General features: G+C 46.3%; 11 protein-coding genes and 1 pseudogene. 8 read left to right on the top strand and 4 right to left on the bottom strand.

Annotated features, from left to right (window positions below):
* The first annotated feature begins 435 nt into the window (after window positions 1–435).
* Complete coding sequence (locus RH949_RS04600; protein ID WP_446352068.1) at window positions 436–1,437, top strand: hydroxyacid dehydrogenase; 1,002 nt, start codon at window positions 436–438, stop codon at window positions 1,435–1,437.
* Between the two features lie 119 nt (window positions 1,438–1,556).
* Here the strand turns inward: RH949_RS04600 and RH949_RS04595 are convergent, their stop codons facing one another.
* From RH949_RS04595 to RH949_RS04585, 3 genes and pseudogenes are all read right to left on the bottom strand, one after another.
* Window positions 1,557–2,921: an NAD(P)/FAD-dependent oxidoreductase gene (locus tag RH949_RS04595; protein WP_446352067.1), complete on the bottom strand. Its 1,365-nt coding sequence runs from the start codon at window positions 2,919–2,921 to the stop codon at window positions 1,557–1,559.
* A 321-nt stretch (window positions 2,922–3,242) separates the two neighbouring features.
* On the bottom strand, window positions 3,243–3,875 hold the full coding sequence (locus RH949_RS04590; protein ID WP_006101654.1) for a cytochrome c oxidase subunit 3: 633 nt from the start codon (window positions 3,873–3,875) through the stop codon (window positions 3,243–3,245).
* Between the two features lie 101 nt (window positions 3,876–3,976).
* A pseudogene (locus RH949_RS04585) lies at window positions 3,977–4,729 on the bottom strand (cytochrome c oxidase subunit I); the annotation flags it as partial.
* Here RH949_RS04585 and RH949_RS04580 point away from each other — a divergent pair.
* Window positions 4,724–5,101, top strand: a complete 378-nt coding sequence (locus RH949_RS04580; protein ID WP_044207662.1) for a hypothetical protein — start codon at window positions 4,724–4,726, stop codon at window positions 5,099–5,101. The pseudogene RH949_RS04585 and the gene RH949_RS04580 sit on opposite strands and share 6 nt — an antisense overlap.
* Before the next feature lie 48 nt (window positions 5,102–5,149).
* Complete coding sequence (locus RH949_RS04575; RefSeq protein ID WP_446352066.1) at window positions 5,150–5,959, top strand: SDR family oxidoreductase; 810 nt, start codon at window positions 5,150–5,152, stop codon at window positions 5,957–5,959.
* A 93-nt stretch (window positions 5,960–6,052) separates the two neighbouring features.
* Here RH949_RS04575 and RH949_RS04570 read toward each other — a convergent pair whose 3' ends face one another.
* Entirely contained in the window at window positions 6,053–6,991 is a 939-nt protein-coding gene (locus RH949_RS04570) for a hypothetical protein (protein ID WP_446352065.1), read from the bottom strand.
* Window positions 6,992–7,359: 368 nt separating this feature from the next.
* Between RH949_RS04570 and RH949_RS04565 the strand changes: the two genes are divergently transcribed.
* From RH949_RS04565 to folE, 5 genes are all read left to right on the top strand, one after another.
* Window positions 7,360–8,055, top strand: coding sequence for an aldehyde oxygenase (deformylating) (locus tag RH949_RS04565; protein ID WP_044207762.1), 696 nt, complete (start codon window positions 7,360–7,362; stop codon window positions 8,053–8,055).
* A gap of 277 nt (window positions 8,056–8,332) precedes the next feature.
* Entirely contained in the window at window positions 8,333–9,355 is a 1,023-nt protein-coding gene (locus RH949_RS04560; protein ID WP_006101798.1) for a long-chain acyl-[acyl-carrier-protein] reductase, read from the top strand.
* Window positions 9,356–9,374: 19 nt separating this feature from the next.
* Entirely contained in the window at window positions 9,375–10,352 is a 978-nt protein-coding gene (gene accA / locus RH949_RS04555) for an acetyl-CoA carboxylase carboxyl transferase subunit alpha (RefSeq protein WP_006101627.1), read from the top strand.
* A 588-nt stretch (window positions 10,353–10,940) separates the two neighbouring features.
* Window positions 10,941–11,666 carry an SDR family oxidoreductase gene (locus RH949_RS04550; RefSeq protein WP_006101684.1) on the top strand — a complete coding sequence of 242 codons (726 nt, stop codon included), beginning with the start codon at window positions 10,941–10,943 and terminating at the stop codon, window positions 11,664–11,666.
* A 58-nt stretch (window positions 11,667–11,724) separates the two neighbouring features.
* Entirely contained in the window at window positions 11,725–12,441 is a 717-nt protein-coding gene (gene folE / locus RH949_RS04545) for a GTP cyclohydrolase I FolE (RefSeq protein WP_446352064.1), read from the top strand.
* Window positions 12,442–12,763 lie beyond the last annotated feature (322 nt).

Raw genomic sequence — 12,763 nt, 5'->3', positions numbered from 1 at the left:
TAATATCAATAATGGCGCAATCCTTGTAGTGCGTTTAGCGAAGCCATGCCGCAGGCTTTGCATCTTGCTCGCTACTAATACCCAATTTAAATGCATGACAGCTTAACAGTCACAAAAAGTAGTAATGGTAGGGGCGGGTTTAGCCATTTAATTTTGATACTCACCGATAACCTCTCAACAAAACCCGCCCTTCGTCATACTACTGGCGTGAACCAGCTAATTTGATGCAATAGATTGGCTTCGTAATGAGGGCTTCAGCCCTCTTCAGCTAGGACATCGGTCAATAAACCCGGTTTCTCATAATACTTGACCGACGCTCTAGGGAAGTTTATACCCTGAGATAGAAACAATACAGCCAAAACTTTAGGATAATAAAGCATCAATATTTCATGAATTAATCGAAAAAAGCAAACTTAAGCAATAGAAGGTAAAATTATGAAAATCATTGTTTTCACTGTTGAAGCCTGGGAACGCGATATCTTTGAAAAACTGAGTCCCGTCCATCACGTTGAATGTGTGGAGCAGTCACTAACTACAGACAACGCCAGCCACTATGCGGATGCCGATGTTATTTCCACGTTTATCTACTCAGATTTAAGCGCAGATGTTTTAAAACAATTCAACAATCTGCAAATGATCGCCACGCGATCAACAGGCTTTGACCACATTGATACTGACTATTGCCAAGAACATGGCATCAAAGTCTGCAACGTACCCACCTATGGTGAGAATACCGTAGCTGAACACGTTTTTGCACTGCTATTAGCTCTCAGCCATAATTTAATCGAGTCAACAGATCGCACTCGCAAAGGTGATTTTTCCCAGGTAGGGCTTCAAGGCTTCGACTTGCGTGGTAAAACGTTGGGTGTAGTTGGTACAGGAAATATTGGAGAATGCGTAATTGAAATTGCCAAGGGATTTCGCATGGAGGTTGTGGCGTTTGATGTGAAGCCAAAAGAAGAATTGGCATCGCGGCTGGGGTTTCGGTATGCCGAGATGAAAGACGTCTTATCCACTGCCGATATTATCACTTTACATGTTCCAGCGAATCCGAAAACCCATCATCTCATTTCCACTGAACAATTTGATAGCATGAAAGATGGTGTTATTTTAATTAATACCGCTCGTGGATCTATAGTAGATATCAATGCCCTATTGCAGGCATTGGCTGAGGGTAAGGTTGCTGCAGCGGGTTTGGATGTGCTACCCGAAGAACCTGTAATGCGCGAGGAAGCCGAACTGTTGCGATCGGTTTATCGCAAACAGCACGATTTAGAATCCTTACTGGCTGACCATATTTTACTGCGCTTACGGAATGTGATTGTTACGCCTCATAGTGCTTTTAATACCAAGGAAGCCGTCCAGCGGATTATAGATACAACGGTTGAAAATATTGTCGCATTTGCTGAAGGTAATCCTCAAAATGTTGTAGCATAATGAGAGAGATTGTCGTTAGTTATGTGGTAGATAATTATCGCACTTGAGAGGGGCGGGTTTAGTCAAATCTGGGTGCAACCGAAAACATAGTAGTGAAACCCGCCCCTACACCTTTTTCCTTAAGATGTACCTTTATTATTGCCGATCGCGTTAATTAATTTTTTCGCCGCAATCGCACCAACCGCAACACCGCCAACCACTTGCGCTACCTTAACTGCCCGATTCAGATTACCATCATAGAGATAGCGATGGAAAATTTCATCTTGCAGCCATTGTGCTGTAATCTTTAAATTACGAGCTGGTGTAGGCAAGAGTTCCAGATAAGTACCTTGACGAATTAAATGACCCATTTCTCCGGTGACTTCAAACTTTTCAAACAAGTTAGCCGCACCGTTATTGATACCCAGTTTGAGCAATGTTCCTCGGATATTCACCTGAGCTGGTAGAAGTTGACGATCAAACGCTAAGGCAAATAAATTATCCGCGATCGCTTTCCCTTGTTGATAGGCTACCTGGGCGGTTGGGGGTAAGGAATTGTCCTGAATCGCCGCACAATCGCCCCCCGCAAAAACCTCTGGAAAATCCAACAGTTGCAGCGTAGGTGTCACGTAGGGGCGCCCGTGATGATCCCGTTTATCTTTGGGAATCGGTAGGTCTTTAATTAAAGGATTAGTACTGGTTCCTGTTGTCCAGATGGCAGTTGATGTGGGTAAGGTATGAGTTTTATCATCTTTCTGATACTCAACTGCATCGGGGCGAATGGCTGTCGCTTGCGCCTCCATAATCAATTCCACAGGTACGGCGCGTTTTTGCAACTCCTGATAGGTGGGTTCCCGTAACGGATCATTAATGTCACCTTTGAGGATTTGCGAACCATGATTAATTAAAACGATACGAATATCCTCTGGAGTACCCCCTAACGCCTCATACCAATGAGGGAGTAAATCCGCTAACGTTGCAGCCATCTCCACCCCAGAGGGTCCAGCACCAATCACGGCGACGGTGAGCAGTTGACGGCGGATGTAGGGATCGATAGTTTGCACCGCGCGTTGTAGACAATCCCGGAGTTGCTGATCGATCGCGATCGCATTCTGTTGGGTGCGTAAGGGGAATGCATTTTCCTTAGCACCTTCAACACCAAAATATCCCGTCACACTCCCTAATGACAAGACTAAATTACTGTAATTATAGGTTGTGCCTGAGACTAATTTTACCTCCCGTTGCGTTAAATCTATGTCTTGTACCGTATCTTGAACAAAAACCACACCGCTATCCTGTAGAAGTTGATCAAACCGGGGGACAACGTTTTGAGCATCCATTTCGCCACTGCAATATTCATAGAGCAACGGCTTAAAACAAAAGCGTTCATCTCGATCAATCAGGATAACACTGCGTGGATAATGGTGATGAGCCAAATGCAGGGCGGTAAAAAGTCCCGTAAAGCCACCGCCAAGAATGACTGTTTGATGAATTGGATAAGTCATAATCTTACTCTCTGAATCTCTACTCACGAATCAACTTTTTTGGCAAAGCTAAGGTTTTTACTTAAATTAATTTCCATCCAAAGCTTAACTAGGCAATCATCATAATTAAGCCTAAAGCCTTTAGATAAATATCAACACAAATTAACTTGATCATTCCTCTATCTATCAGTAGATATTTTCAACTTTTTCGGGAATCTTGCTCCCCCCTTTTTTTCGGAAATCTTGCTCCCCCCTTTTGAAGGGGGGTTGGGGGGGATCAATACAAGTAGCCTAGAAAGCCGCCAAATTAGACAAAACTCTCGAACCAAGATAAGTTCCTACTCACCAAACATAAAGAAGTAGAAATAAAATCACCCAAATCCCATCGACAACGTGCCAGAACAACGAAACCGCCGTAACGCCAAAGTGACCCCGGTTATAATTTCCTGGAATAAATGAACGAACTAACATCAGCATTTGCAGAAAAATACCGACGAAAACATGCAACCCATGGAATCCCGTTAACACATAAAACGTTCCGCCTAATGTCGCCGCATTTAGACCAAAATCCAGGTGCAGCCACTCTTTAACCTCACCCACTAAAAAGTAAGCACCCATGATAGAGGTAGTCAACCATAACCCGCGAAATTGGGCAAGTTTTTGGTGAGACAAAGCCCGTTCCGCTAAATAGATGACTAAGCTACTGGAAACCAACACAACTGAATGAATCATCACCGAACCCGACAATTCAGGTGTGGAAACACCGGGAGGACGCCAATCATCGGTTAAAGCCCGCAGCCCCACATAAGCGACAATTAAACTCGCGAAAATCATGCTTTCGGACAGCAAGAATAGAGTAAAGCCAAACAGGACTTTACCTCGCTCATCCTCAAGTTTTTCAGGATTACCGACTTTAGCGTGAGGGTTTTTTAACTCACGAGACGGAATAAACTTCTCTAGGCTAGATTTTATCATTTAAGTAAGCACCTAACTATAAATAATGTAGGTTCTAAAATAAGAATGTTAAAACAAATTAAATCCTTACAAATGACAAATGACGAATGATGAATGACGACCTATTTATGGTGTCTATCAATCGCCCCTGGATCAGTCGAATCTACCATCGAATAGGTGGGTTGACCATAACTGTAGGGTGCTAATCTTACCGTCGGAATTTCCTCAAAATTCTCCTTCGGTGGCGGTGAAGAAACTGTCCATTCCAGTCCAGTTGCCTGCCAAGGATTGTTGCCAATTTTAACCCCGTATAACCAAGACGCCACCATGTTGGCAATAAAAGGCAGGGTTGATACCCCCAATAAAAACGCACCCAAGCTGGCTAAAACATTTCCCCCCATATACTGGGGTGGATATGACGAAACCCGACGCACCATTCCCTGTAAACCCACCGCCAGCATCGGAAAAAAGGTTAGGTTTGCCCCAATAAAGGTGAGCCAAAAATGCACCTTACCCCAGCCCTCATTATACGCCCGCCCCGTCATTTTCGGGAACCAGAAATAAATGGCGGCTAAAATAGCAACCGTAATTGTGTTGTAGACGATATAGTGAAAATGTCCAACAATAAAATGAGTGTTGTTGACATGAATATCAAAGGGCATTACACCGAGCATCACCCCCGTAATACCACCGAGGAGAAACATCACCACACCCCCTAGGGCAAACAGCATCGGTGTATCCAAATGAAGCCGACTTTTCCAAACAGTTGCTGTCCAAGCAAACACCTTAATTCCTGTAGGTACAGCCACCAATTCCGACGTAAACATAAACAGCACCCGCATCCATTCCGGCGTACCACTGGCAAACAGATGGTGCTCTCTCGACGATTAGATATGTATAAAGGCAAAGCTTGGTGGCTACCCTTACAGGAACCCATTGCCCCAGATCAGTTACTCAAAATGCAGATGTGGTTAAGACAAACCTATAACGAACGCCGACCTTTTGCTACTCTACAGGCAGCCAAGGCAGGGATGATATTTTTGAATCGGTTAGGGTTAGGAAATAAGCTGGATCTTTCGGCTCTATTTTGTTCTGAACTGGTGACCGCCGCGTTACAAATTGCGGGTGTGGTTGATCCCTATATCAATCCCTCAAAGCAGACACCGGCTGATGTGGTTAATTTTCCTTGCTTTTCCCACCCCCCGATTTTGATTAAGTCTTTTCCTTCTCGGTGTAAACCTCAATAGGACAAGTAGAGACGAGTTAATTTTGATGTTCACAGTTATCGAAAAATTATGAGCTATTCTCCCTATTTACTTCAAGGTCAAAAAGCCCTCGTCACAGGCGGAAGTTCTGGGATTGGCGCAGGTGTAGTGCGTCAGTTAGCCAAAGCGGGTGCCACTGTTGCGATCAATTATCATTCCCATGGCGAAGCGGCTGAAAAAATTGTCGAGGATATTAAATCTGCCCATGGGGAAGCGATAGCTATTCAAGCGGATGTCAGCCAAGAAGCAGATGTCAAGGCGATGTTCTCTAAAGTCTTGAACGAATTTGGCACAATTGATATCTTGGTCAACAATTCGGGTATCCAAAAAGATTCACCCTTCCTCGATATGAGTTTAAAGGATTGGAACCTAGTTCTTAGCGTAAATTTAACGGGTCAATTTCTATGTGCTCGCGAAGCCGCCAAAGAATTTTTACGACGCGGTGTACAACCTCAAATTTCCTGCGCGGCGGGAAAAATTATTTGTATGAGTTCAGTGCATCAACTCATTCCTTGGGCAGGTCACGTCAACTATGTTACCAGTAAAGGCGGTATTAATATGATGATGAAAACCATCGCCCAAGAACTTGCACCTCATAAAATTCGCGTGAATAGTATTGCTCCGGGTGCGATTAAAACACCGATTAACAAATCATCTTGGGACACCCCAGAAGCTGAAGCCCAATTACTTGAACTAATTCCTGCCAATCGCGTTGGAGAAGTAGATGATATTGGTAAGGCGGCGGTTTGGCTGGCGTCTGATGACTCTGATTATGTAAATGGTACAACCTTGTATGTAGATGGTGGGATGAATTTATATCCCGGCTTTGCCACAGGTTAATGAGTTTACCGTGTAGGGTTCATGGTTCTATGAACCCTCTGCGTTACTTCAACTTGAAGCACAAAAAACTACATACTTGATCAGCAGCAAACCCTAATTCGCATTGGATTGATACATTTGGCGATATTTATCAACAACTGAGGCAATGGCTTTGACTCGTCGTAGTTGGTCTTTGTAGACACAATCCCATTCAGTTATGGGTAGGTTTTCTCTAGCGCAGATGCCTAAGAGTCCTGTGGCTTTGTTGGAACCTGTCTCTAAATCTAACTCGTTATTGACATTGAGGTAAAAGGATGCTGTTCTTGCCCATGCTAGGGCATCAATTCCCTTTAACCCGCCCTTTTTAGCGATGGCGAGGGCGTGGGGAAAGTGGCGAGAATGGATAGGCATTGCCTGATTGTATAAATCAGCTACATTGAGTAACGCCTCTAAATCCCGTTCTGGGTCGATACCCGCTGCATTTAAATCAACTAGATGAGTGGGGAGTCGCGATCGCGATCGCTCTAAACACAGTTGTTCGGCTAAGGTAATATCTCCCTTACTGCGTCCTTGATCACTACAGGGTCCATAATTTGTGACCACATCTCCCCAGGATAAGTTACCTGGATCAGTATGTCCAAAGTAGAACCGGGTTTGCTGAACATAGAGATTACCATTTTCAATAAACAGGCGATAATTCCCCTCAGCTACCCCAATAGCCACCATCCCTAAAGAGGTTGGTGCAGCAAACAGAGGCTGATAGGTGCTGAGGCTTTGCTTGAGATCGAATGGACGCGAAAGAACCGGAAGAGATTTCTGGGATACCTCCGAGGCGGGAGGGGATTTGGGTAAAGTTAGCAAGGGTAACGGTTGCGGGGGTAACGTTACAGCTTGAGTCTTACCCGGTGCGATCGCGGCTTCTGAGTTCAGGTGACGAGTATTAGGTTCCAAGAAGACGGTTCGCCCTAATATACCAAAGAATAAGGCAGATCCAGCAGCGGTTCCTACTAATCCTAGCCCTGCGACGCGAGATAACCAGACCCAATCAAACATGGATAAGCAAGTAAGAGATGAATAAGCATTCGACTCCACATTCTAGCGTTTCGTTCCGTCGTGATGGGGAGCAGGGGAAGCTGGGGGAGCTGGGGGAGCAGGGGAAGCAGAGGGAGCAAAGCACAAATGACGAAGCCCAAATCTGTAGCGATTTAGACATTTATCTTCGTTTAATCCTATGCTTTTAATAAGTGAATACTGATGATTGAGGGGAGAATTTGCTGCCTCAGGCACTATTGGGCAATACCTCTCACCATATATCATTGATGGGTTAAGTTTGATATAGCGGTTTTGAGCCAACGGTCTAGGATTAGGTTCAAAGCTTTTTTGAAACACGTCTACTCATGCAAACAGGAGAAAATCTACTGATGCAGCAGCTTACAGTCAGTCAAGAGCTAGATTTCAACAGTGAAACATACAAGGACGCCTATAGCCGCATCAACGCGATCGTGATCGAAGGGGAACAAGAAGCTCATCAGAACTACATCCAACTGGCTGAACTGCTACCCGACCAAAAGGATGAGCTAACCAGCCTAGCAAAGATGGAAAACCGCCATAAGAAGGGGTTTCAAGCCTGTGGTCGAAACTTGAGTGTCACAGCGGATATGGAGTTTGCCAAGGAGTATTTCAGCGATTTACACCAAAACTTCCAAACCGCCGCCGCCTCAGGGAATATCGTCACCTGCTTGCTGATCCAATCACTGATTATTGAATGTTTCGCGATCGCGGCGTATAACATTTACATTCCCGTTGCTGATCCCTTTGCCCGAAAAATCACCGAAGGTGTAGTCAAAGACGAGTACATGCACCTGAATTTTGGCGAAGAGTGGCTCAAGGAGAACTTTGAAGCCTCGAAAACCGAACTCGAACAAGCCAATAAGCAAAACTTGCCCCTGGTTTGGCGGATGCTCAACCAAGTTGAGAAGGATGCTCATATCCTGGGAATGGAAAAAGATGCTCTCGTAGAAGACTTCATGATCGCCTACGGTGAAGCCCTCAGCAACATCGGCTTTACCACCCGTGACATCATGCGGATGTCCGCCTACGGATTGACAGCAGCCTAACTCAACCTAGATGTAATCGTCGAATGTAGAGACGTAGCATGCTACGTCTCTACTCAGGGCGGGTTTAGTCACATCCGGGTGAGGCAAGAAACGATAGTAGTGAAACCCGCCCCTACAAACATCACGCGCCATGCCCTCAAGCAAAGCGAAGGGTCAAAACTTAAACCATCACCCCCATCTCCCCAATATTCCTGATAATATTTTTAAATGTCCTTAACAAATTCTTACCCTAATTTCCCATTTTCCCCTGATTAACAGCCTTACCAGCGAGCAGTAAATGTTTGGTCTTATCGGTCACCTCACCAGTTTGCAACACGCCCAAGCCGTCGCCAGAGATCTAGGCTACCCAGAATATGCTGACCAAGGGTTAGATTTTTGGTGCAGCGCCCCTCCCCAAATCGTGGACACCATTAAGGTGACTAGCCTAACCGGGGAGACGATAGAAGGACGCTATGTGGAATCATGCTTTTTGCCAGAGATGCTAGCCACGCGCCGGATTAAAGCCGCTATCCGTAAAGTTCTCAACGCGATGGCTCATGCTCAAAAAAACGGCATTGAAATTACCGCATTAGGTGGCTTTTCGTCAATTATTTTTGAAGAATTCCACTTATATGAGAAAAGCCAGGTTCGCAATATCAAGTTAGAGTTTGAGCGCTTTACCACAGGTAACACCCACACGGCATATATCATAAGCGCCCAAGTCGAACAAGGGGCGCAAAAGCTGGGGATTGACCTGTCAAAAGCTACTGTGGCTGTTTGTGGAGCAACCGGCGATATTGGTAGTGCCGTTTGTCGTTGGCTCAATACCCGCACCGATGTCGCCGAGATTCTCTTAACCGCCCGTAACCAGGAACGATTGCAAGCCTTACAAGATCAATTAGGGCGCGGCAAGATCATGGGATTGGAGGAGGCGCTACCCCAAGCGGATATTATTGTCTGGGTGGCGAGTATGTCCAAGGGCATTGACATTGATGCCTCGCTGCTAAAGAAGCCCTGTCTGCTGATTGATGGGGGGTATCCCAAGAATTTAGCCACTAAGTTACAACATCCCGACATTTATGTTCTCAATGGAGGCATTGTCGAGCATTCATTGGATATCGACTGGAAAATTATGCAAATCGTGGAAATGAAAGATCCAGGGCGTCAGCTATTTGCCTGCTTCGCCGAGTCGATGCTCTTAGAATTTGAAAAATGGTATACCAACTTTTCCTGGGGACGGAATCAGATTACGGTAGAAAAGATGGACAAAATTGGACAGGTGTCAATTAAACATGGATTTAGACCGCTGCTGAACGTTTAAGGGATAAAACGACTGACCCATGACCACTGCAAACCGGATTTTTCTGCTGGACTTTGAGAAGCCCCTGTATGAATTAGAGACCCGAATTAACCAAATTCGCGAACTCGCCCAGGAAAACAATGTCGATGTCTCTGACCAAATTCGCCAGTTAGAAGCACGGGCGGTACAACTACGTCAAGAAATTTTTAGTAGTTTATCGCCAGCCCAACGGCTTCAGTTAGCCCGTCATCCCCGGCGTCCGAGTACGCTGGATTATATTCAGGCGATTAGTGATGAATGGATGGAATTACACGGCGATCGCGGCGGCTATGATGATCCAGCATTAGTCGGTGGGATTGGGCGCTTAGGGGGACGCCCGGTGGTGATGTTAGGGCATCAAAAAGGACGGGATACCAAAGATAATGTGGCGCGGAACTTTGGCATGGCGTCGCCCGGTGGTTACCGTAAGGCGATGCGGCTGATGGAACATGCGAATCGCTTCGGGATGCCGATTTTAACGTTTATTGATACACCGGGGGCTTGGGCAGGTGTTGATGCGGAAAAATTAGGTCAAGGGGAAGCGATCGCCTATAATCTGCGGGAAATGTTTCGCCTGGATGTGCCGATTATCTGTACGGTGATTGGCGAAGGCGGATCGGGTGGTGCGTTGGGGATTGGCGTGGGCGATCGCATTCTCATGCTCGAACAAGCGGTTTATACGGTTGCCACTCCCGAAGCCTGTGCCGCGATTCTCTGGAAAGATGCCGCTAAAGCCCCCCAAGCCGCCACTGCGCTGCGGATAACCGCCTGGGATCTCAAAGATTTAGGAATTTTGGATCAATTAGTGCCTGAACCCTTAGGCAGCGCTCATTCTGATCCCTTAACCGCTGCGGCAACGCTTAAAGCCGCCCTCCTGCAAAATCTGGAAGATTTATCTCGGTTGAGTCCCAAGGAACGTCGGGAGTTACGCTATCAGAAGTTTCGCCATATTGGGGTTTTTACTGAGCTACATGCTTGAAAATGGTTTGAGCGTTACAATAATTAAGGGGAATTTGGCATCCAACTGAAGTAAGAAGGATAAAAGCTGAATTATCCTTCCGACTTCTGCCCTTTTGTCAATGGAACCCAGATAGTCGTATAATTAGATTTGTAACAATTCTTCACAACTTAGCGTCAGGACGTTAATCCATCAGCAAGTCAACCCTAGCTTGATCCAAGTGTCACCCTAGCCATTCGGGATTAACTGTCAAACTTTATTGTTTGTCCGACAAAGAAGCTCGGAGAACGTTGGTTGTGTTCGATATTGTCTATAGGCGGCTGTCGTTGAATCAATTAGTCAGATTACAACAATTTGCTGCTGATCATAGCAGTTGGCGATCGCTTGAGGTATACGATTATCCTGCTTAATCTTCCTTGTCCCAATTGGGGATAAATATAGATCAAAAACAGGAAAATTGTTGTATCCAGGACTTTTTAGTGAGAATGTAGCCGCAGGAAATGATTGGCTGTTGCTTTAATTCAAATGTTTGTTGGCGGACTCTTTCCTCCCCTAATACCCTTATGAGTTAATCGGGGAACCCTTGCCGCATCTGAGTTGGAAAATTTTATGACGTCTTCCGTTAAAAAACGTGCCTTGATTACTGGCGCAAGTAGTGGTATTGGCAAAGCTACGGCTTTAGCCTTTGCCAAAGCCGGAATTGATCTGGCATTAGTCAGTCGTTCCCAAGACAAATTAGAGGCAGTAGCCACCGCCGCCCGAGACGCTGGAGTCAATGCTCAATCCTATCACCTGGATCTGAGTCAACTCGATCAGGTCAAAACCAAGATCGAAGCGATCGCGGCGGAATTTGCCTCCCTGGATATTTTGGTCAACAATGCGGGTATGGGCTATACCGGGACGCTGACGGAAACCCCCTTAGCGGACTGGCAGCAGGTAATGGATCTCAATCTTACCAGTGTATGGCAATGCATTCTTGGTGTTTTACCCACCATGCGTCAGCAGCAACACGGCACAATTATTAACGTGGCATCCATTGCGGGTCAACAACCCTTTCCCGGTTGGGGTGCCTACAACGTTAGCAAAGCCGGGTTGATTGCCCTATCCAAAACCCTAACGGCTGAAGAACGCGACAATGGTATTCGGGTGGTGACGGTATGTCCAGGGGCAGTGAATACGCCAATCTGGGATACAGACACCGTAAAAGCCAACTTGAATCGGTCAGCCATGTTAACCCCCGAAATTGTTGCCCAATCTCTTTTGCACGTCGCCTTAATCCCCCAAGCGGCTGTTATCGATTTCCTGACTCTAATGCCCAGTGCCGGAACTCTCTAGAACGGCACCATCCGACCGTCCCATTCAACCTTGTCAAGATTATCAATACTACCTAACTATGACTATTGCGTCCTCCAATGGTTTGAATCGCTCTGACTCTATGACACCCGTGACTCGTAACACCTCCACCACTCAAGTTGAACCCCGACCCGATCGCAATACCCAGAATGGTCAAGAACCTAAGTTACAAATTCCTGGGGAAGCCTCAACTGAAGACATGATGGACGCGGTGCGGACGCTACTTTTAGGCGTTGGCGAAGATCCTGAACGTGAGGGATTACTGAAAACCCCAAAACGAGTCGCGGAAGCCATGCGCTTCTTGACGGGTGGCTACAATCAGTCCCTGGAAGAATTAGTAAATGGGGCGATTTTTGATGAAGGTCACAACGAAATGGTGTTAGTACGGGATATTAACTTCTTTAGCCTGTGTGAACACCACATGCTGCCATTTATGGGACGGGCGCACGTTGCTTATATTCCCAATCAGAAAGTTGTGGGACTAAGTAAGTTAGCGCGTGTTGTGGAAATGTATGCACGGCGGCTACAAGTTCAGGAACGCCTAACCCGCCAGATTGCCGAAGCCATTCAAACTATTTTAGAACCCCAGGGAGTGGCTGTAGTCATGGAAGCCACTCACATGTGTATGGTGATGCGAGGGGTACAAAAACCCGGTTCCTGGACAGTAACCAGCGCTATGGTGGGTGTGTTCCAAGAGGAACAGAAAACTCGTGAAGAGTTCCTCAATTTGATTCGCCATCAACCCAGTTTTATGTAGTTCAGGGTGGATAGTTTCACGGGATTTGGAAAACCTCTCTCCAAACCTTTCTCCTACAAGGAGAGAGGCTTTGAATTCTCCCCCGTTAGATCCCCCTTCCGTCGCCCTTTAGATCCCCCTCCCGTCCCCCGTTAGATCCCCCTTCCGTCGCCCGTTAGATCCCCCTCCCGTCCCCCTATTTGATCCCCCTTCCGTCCCCCTATTTGATCCCCCTCCCGTCCCCCTTAAAAAGGGGGAAGCCAGCGGATGCTTCGCTTTTTGTTCCATGGGGGAAACCAGATGTTGCTTCGCTTTTTGTTCCATGGGGGAAGCCAGAGGATGC

Origin of the sequence: Coleofasciculus sp. A1-SPW-01 (assembly GCF_040217205.1) — a bacterium.
Lineage (GTDB): Bacteria > Cyanobacteriota > Cyanobacteriia > Cyanobacteriales > Coleofasciculaceae > Coleofasciculus > Coleofasciculus chthonoplastes_A.
The sequence above is the reverse complement of the archived record's forward strand: the minus strand, read 5'-3'. Positions and strand labels throughout refer to the sequence as shown.

Bases quoted from the DNA above. Each gene is read 5' to 3' on its own strand.
- folE (WP_446352064.1), top strand. From the start codon at position 11,725: ATGACTATTGCGTCCTCCAATGGTTTGAATCGCTCTGACTCTATGACA.
- RH949_RS04560 (WP_006101798.1), top strand. From the start codon at position 8,333: ATGTTTGGTCTTATCGGTCACCTCACCAGTTTGCAACACGCCCAAGCC.
- RH949_RS04575 (WP_446352066.1), top strand. From the start codon at position 5,150: ATGAGCTATTCTCCCTATTTACTTCAAGGTCAAAAAGCCCTCGTCACA.
- RH949_RS04600 (WP_446352068.1), top strand. From the start codon at position 436: ATGAAAATCATTGTTTTCACTGTTGAAGCCTGGGAACGCGATATCTTT.
- RH949_RS04570 (WP_446352065.1), bottom strand. From the start codon at position 6,991: ATGTTTGATTGGGTCTGGTTATCTCGCGTCGCAGGGCTAGGATTAGTA.
- RH949_RS04565 (WP_044207762.1), top strand. From the start codon at position 7,360: ATGCAGCAGCTTACAGTCAGTCAAGAGCTAGATTTCAACAGTGAAACA.
- RH949_RS04580 (WP_044207662.1), top strand. From the start codon at position 4,724: ATGGTGCTCTCTCGACGATTAGATATGTATAAAGGCAAAGCTTGGTGG.
- RH949_RS04550 (WP_006101684.1), top strand. From the start codon at position 10,941: ATGACGTCTTCCGTTAAAAAACGTGCCTTGATTACTGGCGCAAGTAGT.
- RH949_RS04595 (WP_446352067.1), bottom strand. From the start codon at position 2,921: ATGACTTATCCAATTCATCAAACAGTCATTCTTGGCGGTGGCTTTACG.
- accA (WP_006101627.1), top strand. From the start codon at position 9,375: ATGACCACTGCAAACCGGATTTTTCTGCTGGACTTTGAGAAGCCCCTG.
- RH949_RS04590 (WP_006101654.1), bottom strand. From the start codon at position 3,875: ATGATAAAATCTAGCCTAGAGAAGTTTATTCCGTCTCGTGAGTTAAAA.